Annotated in this window: 14 protein-coding genes, 1 pseudogene and 1 riboswitch; of the genes and pseudogenes, 9 read left to right on the top strand and 6 right to left on the bottom strand. The window is 72.1% G+C overall.

Annotation, left to right across the window (positions count from 1 at the left end; genetic code table 11):
* Position 1 precedes the first annotated feature (1 nt).
* Positions 2-1513, top strand: coding sequence for a serine/threonine-protein kinase (locus JQN83_RS01715; protein WP_208565802.1), 1512 nt, complete (start codon positions 2-4; stop codon positions 1511-1513).
* A complete protein-coding gene (gene pknB / locus JQN83_RS01720; RefSeq protein ID WP_208565231.1) occupies positions 1510-3315 on the top strand; it encodes a Stk1 family PASTA domain-containing Ser/Thr kinase in 1806 nt (601 codons plus the stop codon). Before JQN83_RS01715 ends, pknB begins: the two co-directional genes overlap by 4 nt.
* 117 nt (positions 3316-3432) lie before the next feature.
* Here the strand turns inward: pknB and JQN83_RS01725 are convergent, their stop codons facing one another.
* From JQN83_RS01725 to JQN83_RS01740, 4 genes and pseudogenes are all read right to left on the bottom strand, one after another.
* A complete protein-coding gene (locus tag JQN83_RS01725) occupies positions 3433-4083 on the bottom strand; it encodes an aminodeoxychorismate/anthranilate synthase component II (RefSeq protein WP_208565232.1) in 651 nt (216 codons plus the stop codon).
* A 4-nt stretch (positions 4084-4087) separates the two neighbouring features.
* Entirely contained in the window at positions 4088-4366 is a 279-nt protein-coding gene (locus JQN83_RS01730) for a hypothetical protein (protein WP_208565233.1), read from the bottom strand.
* Positions 4367-4371: 5 nt separating this feature from the next.
* Positions 4372-5526, bottom strand: a pseudogene (locus JQN83_RS01735) (class E sortase); the annotation flags it as partial.
* A 17-nt stretch (positions 5527-5543) separates the two neighbouring features.
* Positions 5544-6350 carry a DUF881 domain-containing protein gene (locus JQN83_RS01740; protein ID WP_208565235.1) on the bottom strand — a complete coding sequence of 269 codons (807 nt, stop codon included), beginning with the start codon at positions 6348-6350 and terminating at the stop codon, positions 5544-5546.
* A 229-nt stretch (positions 6351-6579) separates the two neighbouring features.
* On the opposite strand from JQN83_RS01740, the gene JQN83_RS01745 reads away from it, so the two are divergent.
* Entirely contained in the window at positions 6580-6843 is a 264-nt protein-coding gene (locus JQN83_RS01745; protein WP_208565236.1) for a cell division protein CrgA, read from the top strand.
* 287 nt (positions 6844-7130) lie between these two features.
* Complete coding sequence (locus JQN83_RS01750; RefSeq protein WP_208565237.1) at positions 7131-9347, top strand: (Fe-S)-binding protein; 2217 nt, start codon at positions 7131-7133, stop codon at positions 9345-9347.
* Positions 9348-9433: 86 nt separating this feature from the next.
* Here JQN83_RS01750 and JQN83_RS01755 read toward each other — a convergent pair whose 3' ends face one another.
* Complete coding sequence (locus JQN83_RS01755) at positions 9434-10114, bottom strand: GOLPH3/VPS74 family protein (protein ID WP_244251548.1); 681 nt, start codon at positions 10112-10114, stop codon at positions 9434-9436.
* 142 nt (positions 10115-10256) lie between these two features.
* Here JQN83_RS01755 and JQN83_RS01760 point away from each other — a divergent pair, with 142 nt between their 5' ends.
* The 4 genes from JQN83_RS01760 (at position 10257) to JQN83_RS34010 (ending at position 15083) form a co-directional block, all read left to right on the top strand.
* The gene (locus JQN83_RS01760) at positions 10257-11564 is read left to right on the top strand and encodes a hemolysin family protein (RefSeq protein WP_244251671.1); all 1308 of its coding nucleotides are present in this window, start codon (positions 10257-10259) and stop codon (positions 11562-11564) included.
* Positions 11557-12561, top strand: coding sequence for a hemolysin family protein (locus tag JQN83_RS01765; RefSeq protein WP_208565240.1), 1005 nt, complete (start codon positions 11557-11559; stop codon positions 12559-12561). The genes JQN83_RS01760 and JQN83_RS01765 overlap by 8 nt, the downstream gene beginning before the upstream one ends.
* A 177-nt stretch (positions 12562-12738) precedes the next feature.
* Entirely contained in the window at positions 12739-13737 is a 999-nt protein-coding gene (locus JQN83_RS01770; protein WP_208565241.1) for a C40 family peptidase, read from the top strand.
* Positions 13738-13893: 156 nt separating this feature from the next.
* Positions 13894-14030, top strand: a riboswitch (cyclic di-AMP (ydaO/yuaA leader).
* Positions 14031-14042: 12 nt separating this feature from the next.
* Complete coding sequence (locus tag JQN83_RS34010; RefSeq protein WP_208565242.1) at positions 14043-15083, top strand: C40 family peptidase; 1041 nt, start codon at positions 14043-14045, stop codon at positions 15081-15083.
* 374 nt (positions 15084-15457) lie between these two features.
* On the opposite strand, the gene dcd is transcribed toward JQN83_RS34010, so the two are convergent.
* Complete coding sequence (gene dcd, locus JQN83_RS01780; RefSeq protein ID WP_208565243.1) at positions 15458-16036, bottom strand: dCTP deaminase; 579 nt, start codon at positions 16034-16036, stop codon at positions 15458-15460.
* 191 nt (positions 16037-16227) lie between these two features.
* Between dcd and JQN83_RS01785 the strand changes: the two genes are divergently transcribed.
* Complete coding sequence (locus JQN83_RS01785; RefSeq protein WP_208565244.1) at positions 16228-16782, top strand: pyridoxamine 5'-phosphate oxidase family protein; 555 nt, start codon at positions 16228-16230, stop codon at positions 16780-16782.
* Positions 16783-16806: the final 24 nt, after the last annotated feature.

Raw genomic sequence — 16806 nt, forward strand, 5'->3', positions numbered from 1 at the left:
CATGCTCAGCCCCGGGGTGCAGCTCGGCAACCGCTACCGTCTCGACGAGCGGATCGCCAGCGGCGGCATGGGCGACGTGTGGCGCGGCACCGACCAGGTGCTGGGCCGTACGGTCGCGGTGAAGAGCCTGCTCCCGGCGCTGCTCGACGAGCCCGGCTTCGCCGAACGGTTCCGGGGCGAGGCGCGCACCATGGCCACCATCAACCACCCCGGCGTGGTCGACGTCTACGACTTCGGCAGCGACCAGGAGATCGCCTTCCTGGTGATGGAGTACGTCGAGGGCGACGCCCTGTCGGCGACGCTCAGCCGGGTCGGCCGGCTCACCCCGGCCCGGACGATGGCGCTGCTCGCCCAGGCCGCCGACGCGTTGCACGCCGCCCACGAGAAGGGCATCGTGCACCGGGACGTCAAGCCGGGCAACCTGCTCGTCCGGCCCAACGGGACGCTGGTGCTGACCGACTTCGGCATCGCCCGGTCCGAGCTGGTCGGTCAGCTCACCGCCGCCGGATCGGTGCTCGGCACCGCCTCGTACATCTCCCCCGAGCAGGCCACCGGCGCGGTGGCGACCCCCGCCTCCGACGTGTACGCCCTCGGTGTCGTGGCCTACCAGTGCCTGGCCGGTCGGCGACCCTTCGAGGGCGACAACCCCCTCGAAATCGCCATGCGGCACGTCCGGGACACTCCCCGGGCCCTGCCCGGGGACATCCCGCCGCAGGTCAAGGCGATCGTGGAGCGGGCCATGGCCAAGGAGCCCGGCCACCGCTGGCCGAGCGCCGCCGCGCTGGCCGCCGTTGCCCGGCAGGCCAAGCAGGTCCTCTCCCAGCAGGCCCGCGCGGGGGGTGGACATCCCGGCCCGGTGTCCGGTGGCCCGGTCTCCGGTGGTCCGGTCTCGGGTGGCCCGGTCTCCGGGGCGGCGCCGGCCTCCCCCGCCGGCCCGATGGCCCGTGCCCAGGTGCCCGCCGTACCCCGGCAGCAGCCGGCGGCGCTGGCCCACCAGCACCGTCCGCCGGTCAGCGGGCAGGCCCGTCCGCCGGTCGGTGGGCAGTCCCGGCCACCCGTCAGCGGTCAGGCCAGGCCGCCGGTAGCAGCCCGGCACCCGCAGCCACCGGTGGCGCAGCAGCGCCCGCCGGTCCAGGCCACCCCGATGACCCGGCCCTACCCGCAGCAGCCCCGGGGCGCGGCGGCAGTCCCGTCGGCCCCGCTGCGTGCCGACCGACCCATGGGGTACGCCCGGCAGCCGCTCCCACCCCCGGCCCCGCCACAGCGTTCCCGGTCCGGCATGGTGACCCTGGCGATTCTGCTGGCGGTACTGGTGCTGGTCTGTTCCGGGGTGCTGGCCTACGCGGCGCGACAGCGGACCAGCGCCGGTGATCCCAGCGCGCCCCAGATGACGTCCGGCGCGCTGAGTGCCTTCGGACGCGACGATCCGGCCGGGACGTCGTACCGTCGGGTGGTACGGCTCGAACCGGGTGCCGGCGAGACGACGACGAGCGAAGGACGACGAACGCGATGACAGCCCAGGCCCGCCTGCTCGGTGGCAGGTACCAGGTCGGCGAGCTGCTCGGTTACGGCGGCATGGCCGAGGTGCACCGTGGCCGGGACCTCCGGCTCGGTCGGGACGTCGCGATCAAGATGCTCCGGACAGACCTGGCCAGGGACGCCACCTTCCAGATGCGGTTCCGCCGCGAGGCGCAGAACGCCGCCTCGCTGAACCACCCGGCGATCGTCGCCGTCTACGACACCGGCGAGGAGACCGCCCCGACCGGCGAGACCCTCCCGTTCATCGTGATGGAGTTCGTGAACGGGCGGACCCTCAAGGAGGTCCTCGGCGTCGAGGGGCGGCTCCAGCCGCGCCGGGCGTTGGAGATCTGCGCCGACATGTGCGCGGCCCTGGAGTTCAGCCACCGGCACGGGATCATCCACCGGGACATCAAGCCCGGCAACGTGATGCTGACCCAGACCGGTCAGGTCAAGGTGATGGACTTCGGCATCGCCCGTGCCCTGGCCAGCGGCGCCACCACGATGACCCAGACCAGCGCGGTGATCGGCACGGCCCAGTACCTCTCCCCGGAGCAGGCGCGCGGTGAGGCCGTCGACGCCCGCTCCGACGTGTACGCCGCCGGCTGCGTGCTGTTCGAGCTGGTCTGCGGTCATCCGCCGTTCGTCGGCGACAGCCCGGTCAGCGTGGCGTACCAGCACGTGCGGGAGGCCCCGCCGACGCCCAGCGACATCAACCCGGACGTGACCCCGGCGATCGACGCGATCGTGCTGAAGGCGCTGTCCAAGAACCCGCTCAACCGCTACCAGAGCGCCGGTGAGATGCGGGCCGACCTGCTCCGTGCCGCGGCCGGCCGGCCGGTGATGGCGACCCCGGTGATGAGCCAGGACGAGACCACCCCGATGGCGGCGGCTGCGGCCGGTTACCCGACGCAGGTGGTCGGTCAGCAGACCCGGCACATCCCGGCCCGGGTCGGTGACCCGCAGCGGCGCAAGAGTTCCGCCTGGGTGATCGCGGCGTTCGCGGCGGTCGGCGTGCTGGCGGTGATCGCCCTGGTCGCGGCCCTGCTGATGAACGGCGACGAGACCAAGACGAGCCCGGTGCCCAACCTGGCGGGCAAGACGCAGGACGCCGCCTTCACCGAGATCCGCAACGCCGGCCTGGTGCCGGCGACCGGTGACCAGGTCTTCGACAGCACCTGCAAGGTGGGTACGGTCGCCCGGCAGGACCCGCCGGCCGGCACCCCGCTGGCCGAGAACCGTCAGGTGACGGTGAACATCTGCGGCGGCAAGCCCGAGGTCAGCATCCCGACCGGCCTCAAGGGCAGCAAGGTCGACAGCGCGCAGGCCCGCCTGAAGGACGCGAAGTTCGTCGTCACCGTCGTGGACAAGGACAGCGAGGAGAACGAGGACATCGTCCTCGACGTGTCCCCGCCCGAGGGGGAGAAGGTGCCGGAGGGCACCAAGGTCACCCTGACCGTCTCCCGGGGCAACGTCCGCGAGGTGCCGAACGTCAAGGACCTCAGCCAGGCGGAAGCCATCCGGGCCATCGAGAACGCCGGTTTCAGGGCCAACCCCGAACTCGGCTCGGAGGTGCCGGCGGACGAGGCCGGCAAGGTGCAGAGCCAGAACCCGAAGGCCGGCACCAAGAAGACGAAGGGGAGCACGGTCACCATCGTGGTGAGCGTGCCGGAGGTGACCGAGCCGCCGACCCCGCCGACCCCGACCACGCCGGTGCCGACCACCACACCGCCCGGTGACGGCACCGGGGGCGGGTTCCCGCTGCCCACCCCGCCGTTCCGGGTCGAGGACCAGTGACCCGTACCCTGCGATGACGTTCAGGCCCGGTCCGGTTGGACCGGGCCTGGCTCTTTCGGCGGTGACCCACCGGCACCGGTCGGCGCGTGCCCCGGCGCTCGGGCGGCGTCGGCCGTGTCAGTTGGTGGCGAAGGCGGCCCGGCGGCGGGCGTCGACCTCGGCGGCCAACTCCGGGGCGCGTTCCAGGGCCTCCGGGTGCCCGCAGGCGGCGACCCAGTTCGCCAGCATCAGGTGGCCGCCCTCGGTGAGCACCGACTCCGGGTGGAACTGCACCCCCTCGATCGGCAGGGTCCGGTGCCGCATCGCCATCACCACACCGGACTCCGTCCAGCCGGTGACCTCCAGCTCGTCGGGGAGCGTCTCGGGGAGCACCGCCAGCGAGTGGTAGCGGGTGGCGGTGAACGGGTCCGGCAGGCCGGCCAGCACTCCGACGGAGTGGTGCCGCACCTCGGAGGTCTTGCCGTGCAGCAGCTCCGGTGCCCGGGTGACGGTCCCGCCGAACGCCTCACCGATCGCCTGGTGGCCGAGGCAGACGCCGAAGATCGGTAGCTCCCCGGCGTACCGGCGGATGACGTCGAGGCAGATGCCGGCGCGGTCCGGGCTGCCCGGCCCCGGCGAGAGCAGGACGCCCGCCGCGCCGACCCGGCCGACCTCGGCGACGTCGATCTCGTCGTTGCGTCGGACCTCGCACTCCACCCCGAGCTGGCCCAGGTACTGCACGAGGTTGAACACGAAGGAGTCGTAGTTGTCGATCACGAGGACACGCATGGGCTCACTGGTCCGGAGAGGGGGCGGGTGGGGTGTTGTTGCGGTCGGTGTCGTACGGCAGGTCGTGCCCGTCGCCGGCCGGCGCGTCGGGATCGACGGCGGAGTCGCCGCCCGGGTTGCCGGAGTCCTGGGTCACCTGGACGTCGTCGAAGGGCAGCAGCGGCTCGGCCCAGGGGAAGATCACATACCAGAGCAGCGCCACCGTCGCGGTGGCGAGCAGCACCGATCCGATGAGCTTGCCGGGCAGCCCGAAGGGCAGCTTGCGCCAGATGAACGAGTACACCGTGGTCAGCCTCGCAGTTCCGGCGGTGGGCCCTCGGACTTGGGCTGCGCGCGGTCGAGCTCGGCGTGGACGATCAGCCGCTGGTAGTTGTCGAACTTGGGGTTGCAGGTGGTCAGGGTGAGCAGTTTGCGGGTGGCCTTCGCGTTCGGCTCGCCCGGCACCGGAGCAACGACCTCGACCTGGTCGGGGCGGACGATCCGGGTCTGGTAGACCTTGTAGACGTACCAGTCCTGCTTGCCCTCCAGCAGGATCGCGTCTCCGGTCTTCAGCTCGTCCAGCCGCCAGAAGGTGGCCCGGTTGCGGTGCCCGGCAACGGAGAAGTTGCCCACCTCGCCGGGGAGCGCGCTCTTCGGGTAGTGGCCGGGGGCGTACCGGATGTCCTCCTGGGTGACGCCCTCGACGACCACCCAGTTCTTGTCGAGGCTGGGGATGTAGAGCCCGGCGATGGGCTTGCCCTCGGCGGGGGCGACCTGCTTGGCCGGGGTGCTCGGGCTGACCGTCGGATCGCCGGTCGGGCCCCACGCCTGTTCCAGTTGCTTGTTGAGTTTGCTCTGGTGGGCGTCGACGAGGGCGGACTTGCCCCAGATCTCGTACCCGGCGAACAGGAGCACCACCAGTCCGAAGGTGATCAGCACTTCGCCGCTGACCCGTACCCCGGTGCGCAGCCGTGAGCCGAAGCTGGGCCGGGTCAGCTCCGAGTAGACGCTCTTGTAGCCCTCCCCGGTCTGTTCCGGGCGCAGCTGCACGACCCGCTCACCCCGCCGGGGCGGGGGTGGTGGCGGGGCGGGCTCGTCGGAGCCGGGGTGTTCGGGGGCGGGCGGCACCGCACCCATCAGGGCGGTGGAGTCCAGCGCCGGGTTGTTCGGTCGGGCCGGCACCACCGGCAGGAGCGCCGTGGCCGCCGGGTCCGCCGGGCGGTCCGGTCCCGGCCGGCCGTGCTCCACCGGCCCGTTCCCGGGTACGCCCCGACCGTGGCCCGTGCCGGGGGCGGGGGCGCCCGGCCAGGCGGGTGGCGGTTGGCGTGCCGGGAGCACGGGGGCGGGCCAGGGGCCGGTGGGTTCCGGTCGGGCCGGCTCGGTGCGGGTGGCGGCGGGCGGCGCGGACCGGTCGACCCTGGGGAGGAACGCGGTCGGCTCGTCGTGCTGGTCGCCGCCGTGCGGGCCCCCGCCCTGCCGGGTCATCGCGGCACCGTCGCCGATCGCAGCGCCGTGGAGTCCTCGAACGCGGGCACGGTGACGGAGCCGACGTGCTCGGAGTAGCCGAGCTGGTAGTGGTCGACCGCCTGCTTGAACAACCCGACTCCCTGCGAGCCGGCGAGGGCCTGCTGGAGGGCAGCGGGATCGCCGATTGCTACGATCTTGAATGGTGGCGAGTACACCCGGCCGTGCAGCAGCAGGGTGTTACCGACGCAGCGTACCGCGCTGGTGGAGAGCACGCGGACGTTCATGATGGACATGGCCTCCGCGCCTCCGGCCCAGAGGGCGTTGACCACGGCCTGCACGTCACCCTGGTGGACGACGAGGTCGTCGTTGGTGGCGCCCTTGGGCAGGGTGCCGTCGTTGCGGCGGGGGGCGTCGTTCAACTCGACCGTCACCCCGGAGCCGGTGAGCGCGGTGAAGCCGGCCGCCTGTTGGAGGCCCTGGGCGCGGTCCCGCTGCTCCTTGATCGGTGCGTCGGTGTCGGCCAGCGTCTCGGTCTCGCCCTCCACGTCGGCGCGCAGCCGGGCGGCGCGCAGCTCGCTGGCGGCCACCTGCTCCCGGCGGTCCTCGATCAGCTGGGTGAGCTGGGGCCGGCGGTCCTCCCGCAGGGCGGTGCCGCCCGCCGTGGTCGCCGTGGTGGTGAAGAGCAGTCCGGCGGCGGCGGCGATCAGCGGCACGCCGATCGACCAGCCCGGTCGGCGCTGCCGGGGGCGGCGGGGCAGGAAGGCGGCGACCGCCCGGCGCATGGCCTTCTGCCAGGACGCCGCACCGGATGTGTACTCCATCCTGCGTTCCTCTCCCGTCGTCTGGTGACGTCCGTCACGGTGCGGATCGGGTCGTCCACGGCGCGTCGACCCGACCGAATCCGGTCACCGTGGGCACCGGATCGACCCCATTCATGGCCTGAACCGGCCTTCCGGACTACGCTAGCTGTCGAACATTATTGGCCATGGACCGTCGCCCCCGCGCCCGGTTGTCAGGCCGGACGAGGTCGTCACCCCTCTGGAGAGCGTCGTGCCCAAGTCTCAGGTCCGTAAGAAGAAGGTGTACACCCCGCCGACGGACGTCCGTCCGACGACGACCGCGGCGACGCGCAAGCCTAGCCCGGTGTGGCTGCCGGTGACCGCTGTCGCGTTGATCGTCGGCGGCATCGGCTGGCTGGTGGTCTACTACCTCTCCGAGCAGGAGTATCCGGTCGCCTCGTGGGGTTACTGGAACCTCGCGGTCGGTTTCGGCGCGATGGTGGGTTCCCTGGTGCTGCTCTCCCGCTGGCGTTGAGCCCGGCGCTGCGGCGCCCTCCACGACACGACCCAGGTCATCGCGTACGCCCCCAGCCCGGCGCTTCGGCGTCGGGCCCCCTATGGTGTCCGCAGGGCGGCGTGGCCTGGTGCGAGAAGATTCACGTTACCGTCGGGTAACTTTCGCGTAGGCTGCACCGCATGACCGAGCGGAGCGAGGTCGTCGACCGGTCCGGTCGGGGGTGCGGCGGCGGTAGGCCGGGCACCTCCTGAACCGGTCCCGGCCGCCGCGCCGCTCGCCAGGCAGCAGACCGGGAGGCCAACTCGATGGGCAGCGTCCAGATCGTCACCACGGTCCTCGCCGCCGCCATCACCGCGGTGGCGGTGTGGCTCGCGGTGCGTGCGGTGCGGAAGATGGTGGCCGTCATCCGGCTGGGGCAACCCGCGCCGGAGCGGTTCACCGACAAGGGCACCCGGGCGAAGACCATGCTGGTCGAGACGGCCGGCCACACCCGGATGCTCAGGTGGGGCGTGGTGGGGGCCGCGCACTGGTTCGTGATGGTCGGCTTCATCGTGCTGTCACTGCTCGTGCTGGAGGCGTACTTCGAGGTCGTCTCGTCGACCGGCGGGCTGCCGCTGATCGGTGGCCTCGCCGTGTACGGCCTGGTCACCGAGGTGATCGCGGTGCTCGGCACGGTCGGCATCGGAGTGCTGATCGCGATCCGGGTCCGCAACCGGCCGACCCGGCCGGGTGGGCGCTCCCGGTTCACCGGCTCCACCATGTGGCAGGGCTACTTCGTCGAGGCGGTCGTCCTCGCCGTGCTGGTCATGGGGTTCGTGATCCGGGGCTTCAAGGTCGCCACCGACCACTTCGAGTACCCGCTCTGGGCCACCCCGGTCAGCCACGCCGTCGGCGCGCTGCTGCCCGCCTGGCCGGCCGGCGTGAGCATCGCCGCCCTCGTCAAGATCGTCATCTCGATGACCTGGCTGATCGTCATCGCGCTGAACGTGACGATGGGCGTCGCCTGGCACCGCTTCCTGGCGTTCTTCAACATCTTCTTCAAGCGCGAGCCGGACCGGCCGGCCGGCTCCGGGCTCGGCCCGCTGCGGCCGATGACGAGCCAGGGCAAGCCGCTCGACTTCGAGGAGGCCGACCCCGAGAAGGACCAGTTCGGCGTCGCCCAGGTCGAGCAGTTCACCTGGAAGGGGCTGCTCGACTTCAGCACCTGCACCGAGTGCGGGCGCTGCCAGTCGCAGTGCCCGGCCTGGAACACCGGCAAGCCGCTGTCGCCCAAGCTGCTCGTGCTCAGCCTCCGCGACCACGCGTACGCCAAGGCGCCCTACCTGCTGGCCGGGGGCGGCAAGGACCTGACCGGTGAGGAGAAGGCCACCGCCGCGCAGCTCGCCCACCTCGACGTGCTCACCCTCGCCGAGGCCGACAAGCCGTTGATCGGTGACGCCGAGGCCGGCGGTGTGATCGACCCGGACGTGCTGTGGTCCTGCACCACCTGTGGGGCCTGCGTCGAGCAGTGCCCGGTGGACATCGAGCACGTCGACCACATCGTCGACATGCGGCGCTACCAGGTGCTGATCGAGTCGAGCTTCCCGTCCGAGGCCGGCGTCATGCTGCGCAACCTGGAGAACAAGGGCAACCCGTGGGGTGCCCCGCAGAACACCCGCGAGGACTGGACCAAGGGCCTGAGCTTCCCGGTGCCCCGGGTCGGCGAGGTCGACGACTTCGAGTACCTGTTCTGGGTCGGCTGCGCCGGGGCGTTCGAGGACCGGGCCAAGAAGACCACCCGGGCGGTCGCCACCCTGCTCAACGAGGCGGGCGTCTCCTTCGCCATCCTCGGCGAGGGCGAGACCTGCTCCGGTGACCCGGCCCGGCGGATCGGCAACGAGTTCGTCTTCCAGATGCTCGCCCAGCAGAACGTCGAGACCCTCAACGAGGCGTTCGAGGGCCGGGACAAGACCAAGCGCAAGATCGTCGCCACCTGCCCGCACTGCTTCAACACCCTCGGCAACGAGTACGGCCAGCTCGGTGGCGAGTTCGAGGTGGTCCACCACACCCAGCTCCTGGCCCACCTGGTCAGCACCGGCAAGCTCACCCCGGTGCAGCCGGTCGACGGCGGCGTCACCTACCACGACCCCTGCTACCTGGGCCGGCACAACCGGGTCTTCGCGGCCCCCCGGGAGGTGCTCGGCAGCGCCGTCAACGGCGGTGGCAGCGCCGACGGCACCCTGATCGAGATGCCCCGCAACAGCGAGCGCTCCTTCTGCTGCGGCGCCGGCGGCGCCCGGATGTGGATGGAGGAGAAGATCGGAAAGCGGATCAACGTGGACCGGGTCGAGGAGGCCATGTCCACCGGGGCGCGCACGGTCGCCGTCGGCTGCCCGTTCTGCTCGACGATGCTCAACGACGGGGTGAACGGCAAGGGCGCCGGCGAGCAGGTCGAGGTGGTCGACGTGGCCAGCGTGCTGCTGCGCTCGGTCAAGCCGGACACCGCCCCGGGCGAGAAGGAGACCGCGCCGACCGCCGGCTGAGGTCGTACCCCCGCCGGGGCGGACGCACGACGGCGGCGGCACCCACCGGTGCCGCCGCCGCAGCGGTCGTCAGGACGTCGTGCTGGTCAGGACGTCGTCGTGGTGATGATGGCGGCCGTGGTGGTCACCGTGGTCGCCATCATGATCGCGGCCTGGGTCTCCTCGATCGCCTTCTTCGTCGCCGCGGACGCCCAGTCCCCGTCGGCGATCTCCGTGGTGCGGGCCTTGAGCCGCTCCTTGGGCAGCTCCCGGAAGAGCTTGCGGTCCAGCCCCACCGCGCGGGTCAGGCCGAGCAGCGCGGCCGTCCGGGCCTCCACCGGGCCGTCGGCGAGCAGCGCGTCGAGCATCCGCTGCCGGGCCGCCGTCTCCGCCGCCGGCTCCGCGCCGGTCGGCGACGGATAGCGGGTACGCGGAAAGACCAGCAGCACCCGGTCGGAATCCCGGCGCAGCACCCCCGAGTCGACCAGACCCGACAGCACCCGGTCGGGCAGCCCCTTGGCCAGCCGGCTGATCCAGTCCTTGGGTCGGCGACGCTTGCCGTCGGCGGCCACCCGGGCGAGGGCGTCGTCGAGCACCGGCCGGCCGACCGGAGTCGGGTCGGTCACCACCAGCCGGTCGTCGGCCACCTCGACCCGGGCGGCGAGGGCCAGTTCGAGCAGGACCGCCCCGGACAGCCCGTAGTCGAGGTGCGGCCGGCCGAGCCGGTTCACCCCGGTGTCGTCGTAGGCGAGCAGGACCAGTTCGTCGGCGAGGGTGAGTGGTGCCATGCCGTCCACGCTAACCCGGTGGCGCGAGTCCCGCCGCTGGGCCGACCCGACGACACCGGTGACGGTGAGCCACGCCCCGGTGACTGCGGGACGCGGTCGTGAAACAATCACGCCCATCGACTCTCTGCTGCTCGGTACGCTGTTGCCCCTGGTCGGCTTCGTGCTGCTGACCGCCGGCAACGCGTTCTTCGTCGCGGCCGAGTTCGCCCTGGTCACCGTCGACCGGGCGGAGATCGACCGGCGGGCCGAGGCCGGCGACACCACCGCCGCCACCGTCCGCCGGGCGCTGCGCGAACTGTCCTTCCAGCTCTCCGGGGCGCAGCTCGGCATCACCCTCACCGCGCTGCTCACCGGCTACCTGGCCGAACCGGCCCTCGCCCGGCTGTTCGACCCGCTGCTGGCCCCGCTGGGCGGTGCGGACCGGTTCGGTCCGCTGCTCGCCCTGGCGTTGGCCACCCTCCTCTCGATGCTCTTCGGCGAGCTGGTGCCGAAGAACCTGGCGCTGGCCCGGCCGATGCCCGCAGCGCTGGCCACCGCCGGGCCGATGCGGGCCTTCTCGCGGACCTTCGGCTGGCTGATCAGAGGGCTGAACAACTCGGCCAACCGGCTGGTCCGCCAGCTCGGGGTGGAGCCGCAGGAGGAGTTGGCCAGCGCCCGCTCCCCGGAGGAACTGGGCCTGCTCGCGGCCATCTCGGCCCGCGCCGGGGCGCTGCCACCGGACACCGCCATGCTGCTGCGGCGCACCATCCGCTTCGGCGACAAGCGGGCCGCCGAGGCGATGACCCCCCGGGTGGACGTGATCGCGCTGCGGGCCACCGCCACCGTCGCCGAGCTGCTCGACCTGTCCCGCCGGACCGGTCGGACCCGGTTCCCGGTCTACGAGGAGACCCTCGACCTGGTCACCGGGGTCGCGGCCGTACCGGACGCGCTCGGGGTACCGCTGGCCGCGCGGACCGGCACCACCGTCGCCTCGGTCGCCCGCGAGCCGGTGTACGTGCCGGAGAGCCTCGACCTCGACGGCGTGCTGGCGGCGTTGAAGGCCGCCGGGGCCGACCTGGCGATCGTGGTCGACGAGTACGGCGGCACCGACGGGGTGGTGACCGTCGAGGACCTGGTCGAGGAGCTGGTCGGGGAGATCGCCGACGAGTTCGACCCGGCCACGGTGGACGACGCCCACGACACCGGGCTGACCGTGCCGGGTGGGGAACGGACCGTCCTGGTCGACGGGGTGCTGCGGGAGGACGAACTGTACGAGCAGACCGGGTTCCGGCTCCCCGAGGGCCCGTACGAGACGCTGGCGGGGTTCCTGATGGCCCGGTTGGGGCACATTCCGATGCCCGGCGAGACGACCGGGGCGGACGGTTACGAGTTCACCGTCGTCGAGGTGGAGCGGCACCGCATCGAACAGGTCCGGGTGGTCCGCCCCGAGGAGCCGCACGTCGATGACTGAGCTGCTGGTCGCGGTGCTGCTGCTGCTCGGCAACGCGTTCTTCGTGGGCAGCGAGTTCGCGTTGATCGCGTCCCGGCACACGGTGGTGGAGCCGTTGGCCGTGACCTCGAAGCGGGCCCGGTGGGCGTTGTCGGCGATGAACCAGATTCCGCTGATGATCGCCGGGGCGCAGCTCGGCATCACCGTCTGCTCGCTCGGGTTGGGCGCGATCGCCGAGCCGGCCCTGGCCCACCTGCTGGAACCGGTGTTCCACGCGGTGCTGCTGCCAGCGGGCGCGGTGCACCCGGTCTCCTTCCTGATCGCCCTGGGTGTGGTGGTCTTCCTGCACACGGTGGTCGGGGAGATGGTGCCGAAGAACATCACCCTGGCCGGGCCGGAGCCGTCGGCGCTCTGGCTGGGGCCGGCGATGTTGGCGTTCTGCCTGGCCACCAAGCCGTTGCTGGTGGCGATGAAGTGGGCGTCCCGGCAGGTGCTGCGACTGTGGGCGGTGGAGGCCGCGGACGCGGTCAAGACGGTCTTCACCGCCGAGGAGCTGGCCGGGTTGGTGGCCCAGGCCCGTACCGAGGGGCTGCTCGACGCCGAGGAGCACGCCCGGATCACCGGCGCGTTGGCGTTGCACGCCCGGACGGCGGCGGACGCGCTGCAGCCGTGGTCGACGGTGACCACGGTGGCCGAGGACGTCTCACCGGCCTCTCTGGAGGTGCTGGCGACCACCACCGGCCGGTCCCGCTTCCCGGTGGTGCAGCGTTCCACCCGCCGGGTGCTGGGCTTCGTGCACGTCAAGGACGTCCTGGGGTACGCCGGGGCGTCCCGTCGGGCGCCGGTGCCGGCCGAGGTCTACCGACCGCTGGCCGTGGTGCCACCGGACCGTACGCTGGCCGATCTGCTGCTGGCGATGCGACGCGAGCGGCGGCACATGGTGCTGGTGAGCGACGGTCGCCGCCCCCTGGGTGTGGTCACGCTCGACGATGTATTGACAGCAATCGTTGGAAATTGAGCGAACACCCTTTGTGTGCAAGCGATTGCACTGATGTGATGGAGGGCCCACCCGCCTTGATTCCCCACCGGGACTCCCCCTAATGTTGCACCGGCCGCTGTGGGTCGTCTGCCTCCTTCTTCCCCTTAGCGAGGCGCCCGGCGGTCGGTTGCAAAGGAGTCGACGCCGGTGGCAACCATGCCCCCTCAACGTCACGTCCAGGGCCAGCCGCCCGCCCGGCCGGCAGTCCTTCGGCGGGTCGCCCGCCGCCTGCTCACCGTGGTCGCGGCGGTCGCCGTCGGTGCCGGGATGCTCGCTGTGCCGGCCCACGCCGCGCCGTCGCCCGAGGAGATCGAGGCGGCTCTCGACAAGCAGTGGGAGCAGCTCGAACCCACCATCGAGAACTACAACAAGGTCCGGGCGCAGCTGAAGGTCAACCGCAAGAAGTCGGCCGACCTGCAGAAGAAGATCGAGCCGTTGGCCCTGCAGAGCGAACTGGCCCTCGGCCGGGTGGGTGACCTCGCCTCCCGCTACTACAAGTCCGGGCCGTCGCAGGAGTTGAGCGCGCTGCTCACCACCAGTCGGCCGGGCACCCTCGCCGCGCAGCTGACCATTCTGGACCGGCTCGCCGCCGAGCAGCGGCGGGAGGTCGAGGCGGTGCTCGTGGTGCGTCGCAAGTACGACGCCGAGAAGCAGAAGCTCGACACCCTGATCGCCGCCGAGGTGCAGCAGGAGAAGGACCTCGCGGCCAAGAAGACCAAGATCAACGCCGAGATCAAGCGGCTCCAGGCGGCCATGCCGAAGACCACCGTCAAGGTGAACGGCTGCCCCACGATCAACGGGGTGGTCAGCTCCGCCGCCCGGACCGCGATCGCCACCGCCTGCGCGCAGGTCGGTGACCCGTACGTCTGGGGCGCCACCGGGCCGAACTCGTTCGACTGCTCCGGGCTCACCCAGTTCGCCTACAAGGCGGCCGGCATCTCGCTGACCCACTTCACCGGTGCCCAGTGGAACGAGGGCAAGGCCATCCCACGCTCCGAGGCCCGCCCCGGCGACCTGGTGTTCTTCTTCAGCGACCTGCACCACGTCGGCCTCTATCTGGGCAACGACATGATGGTGCACGCACCCCGGACCGGTAAGCCGGTCCAGGTGACCAGCATCAACTACATGCCGGTGGCCGGCTTCCGCCGACCCTGACCAGCGCAGACGCCAACCCCCGGCCCGCTGGGCCGGGGGTTGGCCCGTCTTCCGGTCACGGAGTGTGCCGGCCCGGCGGGTTGCGGATCGATAACGACCATCTCTACTCTGGTCAATCGTCGGTCGGCACCAGGTCCGCCCCACCCGGGGTGGCGTCGGCCGGCACCGCCGAGTCGCCTCCGGGCGAGCCGGGGACCCAGGTACGCCGGGGTGAATCCGCAACCACTGCGGTAGGGCGCTCCCTTCCCGCCCGAACCCGTCAGCTAACCCGGTAGGCGGTCGAGGAAGAAGGAGCCCGGAGCCCGGTGGCACACGATGCCCCGCGCCCACCGTCACGCCGGTCGACCCAGGTCGCCCGCGAGACGACGGTGCCGCGCCCACGTTGGTCCCGCTTCACCACCACCCTCGCCACCCTGGCCGCCGTCGCGGTCGCCCTGACCGGTGGCGCCACGGCAGCCCACGCCGACCCCTCGGTCGCCGAGATCGAACGACAGATCGACCAGGACTGGAACAAGCTCGAACCGATCATCGAGCAGCACAACGCCACCCGCACCGACCTGGCCGCCAAGCGCCGGCAGGCCGACGAACTGGGCAAGCGGATCGCCCCGCTGCAACGGCGGGTGGACCAGGCGATGAACCAGGTCAGCGGCCTCGCCGTCCAGGCGTACAAGGGCGAGAACATGTCCACCGTCAATGCGCTGCTCGGCAGCCACAGCCCCAGCCAGGTGGTCGAGCAGCTGGGGTTGCTGGACCGGTTCGCCAGCCGCCAGCAGCGCGAGGTGCGGACCGTCGCGGCGCTGCGCGACGAACTCGCCGCGACCAAGGCGCCGTTGGACGAGATGGTCGCCCAGCTGACCCGTACCGAGGCCCAGTTGGCGGCGAAGAAGAAGCAGATCAACACCGAGATCGACAAGTTGCAGAAGCTGCGGCTGAAGGTCTACGGCAACGGCGGCGGGGGATCACTGCGCCCGGCACCCTGCCCGGCCGGCTACCCCGGCGGCCCGTCCGGCACGGCCGTCAAGTTCGCCTGCGCCCAGATCGGCAAGCTGTACGTGTGGGGCGCGGCCGGCCCCAACAACTACGACTGCTCCGGGCTGACCATGGCCGCCTGGGCGAAGGCCGGGGTGTCGCTGCCGCACAACGCCCGGCAGCAGCGCCAGGTCACCGACCGGGTCAGCCGGGCCGACCTGCGCCCCGGCGACCTGGTCTTCTACTACTCCGACCTGCACCACGTCGGGATGTACGTCGGGGACGGCTGGGTCGTACACGCCTCCCAGGCCGGCAAGCCGATCACGATGAAGCGGGTCGACGACGGGCCGGTCAACAGCTACGGCCGACCCGGCTGAGCCACGCGTCCGGGCCCCCCGGATCCGGGGGGCCCGGACGCGGTGTGCCGCACTCCGGTACGACCGTGCTCCGGCGGCCCGTCCCCGGGATGCGGCCCGCACCGCCAGGCTGTGGTCCACGCCCTTGAGGTGCGGCCGGGCTGGTGGGTTGTGGCCGGTGCCGCCGAGGTGTGGTCCGCATCCTCGGGTGCGGCTGCGCCGGTGGGCTCGTGGCCCGCGTCCGTGGGTTGCGGCCCGCGTCCGTGGGTTGCGGCCCGCGTCCGTGGGTTGCGGCCCGCGTCCGTGGGTTGCGGCCCGCGTCCGTGGGTTGCGGCCCGCGTCCTCGGGGTGCGGCCCGCGTCCTCGGGGTGCGGCCCGCGCCGGTGGGGTGTCGGTCAGCGGGTGGGCCAGATGCGCCAGTTCTGCCAGGAGCGGCTCTGCGTCGGCCCGCGCTGGCCCTGGTAACGCGACCCGTACACCTCCGAGCCGTAGGGGTGCTCGGCCGGCGAGGAGAGCCGGAAGATGCAGAGCTGGCCGATCTTCATGCCCGGCCACAGGGTGATCGGCAGGTTGGCCACGTTCGACAGCTCCAGCGTGACGTGGCCGGAGAAGCCCGGATCGATGAAGCCGGCGGTCGAGTGGGTGAGCAGGCCCAGCCGGCCCAGGCTCGACTTGCCCTCCAGCCGGCCGGCGAGCTGGTCGCCGAGCGAGATGACCTCAAGCGTGGAGGCGAGCACGAACTCACCCGGGTGCAGCACGAACGGTTCGCCCGCCGGCACCTCGACCATCGACGTCAGGTCGTCCTGCTGCACGGCCGGGTCGATGTGGGTGTAGAGGTGGTTGTTGAAGACCCGGAACAGCTTGTCGAGGCGCACGTCGATGCTGGACGGCTGCACCAGACTCGGCTCGAACGGCTCCAGCGCCAGCGTGCCGGCCTTGATCTCGGAGACCAGGTCCCGGTCGGAGAGCAGCATCGGGCCACCCTATCGAGCACGCCAGTCCGCCCTGCCCACCGGGCCGTCCCGCCGGCCTCGTCGGCGCGTCGGCCGCCCCGACCCACCGGGCCGCCCGCGGTCGTCGTCGGCGGTGGCTGCGGGGCGGATGCCGGGCCCTTCCACCTGCGTGTCGGACTGATTTTCGAACGCCTGTTCGATAGGATGACGGCATGGCATCCTGGTCCGCATTCGCCGCCGACGAGCCACGACTCGCCGACGGGATCCGCCTTCTCCTCCAGCAGTACGGGCCGGGTTTCGGCTACCTGGCCACCGTCCGCGCCGACGGTGGTCCCCGGGTGCACCCGGTCTGCCCGCTGGTCACCGACGGCGGGCTCTTCTGCTTCGTCGTCGACTCACCCAAGCGACGCGACCTCGAACGTGACGGCCGCTACGCGCTCCACTCGTTCCCGTCGGAGGAGAGCGACGACGAGGCGTATCTCGCCGGTCGGGCCGAGCCGGTGACCGATCCGGCCCGGGTGGCGCTGGTGGCTGCGATCGGTCGGGCCGCTCCCCAGGTCGACTGGCGGCTCTTCGAGTTCAGCGTGGACGTCGCCATGCTGACCCGGCGTGACCACGGCGGCCAGTTGCGCCCCGACGGCGGGCGTCCCGCCGTGCAGGTCTGGCTGGACCCGACAGCGGGCCGGCCGGGTGTCGCCGACCTGCCCGACCAGCGGCCGGCCCGGCGTGGTCGGCACGGGTTCGACACCCGGCGTACCGCCGCCTGACCCGGAAGACGACGGTGCCGGCCC

Origin of the sequence: Micromonospora antibiotica, assembly GCF_017599305.1 — a bacterium.
Classification (GTDB): domain Bacteria; phylum Actinomycetota; class Actinomycetes; order Mycobacteriales; family Micromonosporaceae; genus Micromonospora; species Micromonospora antibiotica.

Coding starts and splice junctions, on each gene's coding strand:
- dcd (WP_208565243.1), bottom strand. CDS start 16,036: ATGCTGCTCTCCGACCGGGACCTGGTCTCCGAGATCAAGGCCGGCACG.
- JQN83_RS01725 (WP_208565232.1), bottom strand. CDS start 4,083: ATGCGTGTCCTCGTGATCGACAACTACGACTCCTTCGTGTTCAACCTC.
- JQN83_RS01765 (WP_208565240.1), top strand. CDS start 11,557: ATGACTGAGCTGCTGGTCGCGGTGCTGCTGCTGCTCGGCAACGCGTTC.
- JQN83_RS01770 (WP_208565241.1), top strand. CDS start 12,739: ATGCCCCCTCAACGTCACGTCCAGGGCCAGCCGCCCGCCCGGCCGGCA.
- JQN83_RS01740 (WP_208565235.1), bottom strand. CDS start 6,350: ATGGAGTACACATCCGGTGCGGCGTCCTGGCAGAAGGCCATGCGCCGG.
- JQN83_RS01750 (WP_208565237.1), top strand. CDS start 7,131: ATGGGCAGCGTCCAGATCGTCACCACGGTCCTCGCCGCCGCCATCACC.
- pknB (WP_208565231.1), top strand. CDS start 1,510: ATGACAGCCCAGGCCCGCCTGCTCGGTGGCAGGTACCAGGTCGGCGAG.
- JQN83_RS01785 (WP_208565244.1), top strand. CDS start 16,228: ATGGCATCCTGGTCCGCATTCGCCGCCGACGAGCCACGACTCGCCGAC.
- JQN83_RS01755 (WP_244251548.1), bottom strand. CDS start 10,114: ATGGCACCACTCACCCTCGCCGACGAACTGGTCCTGCTCGCCTACGAC.
- JQN83_RS01715 (WP_208565802.1), top strand. CDS start 2: ATGCTCAGCCCCGGGGTGCAGCTCGGCAACCGCTACCGTCTCGACGAG.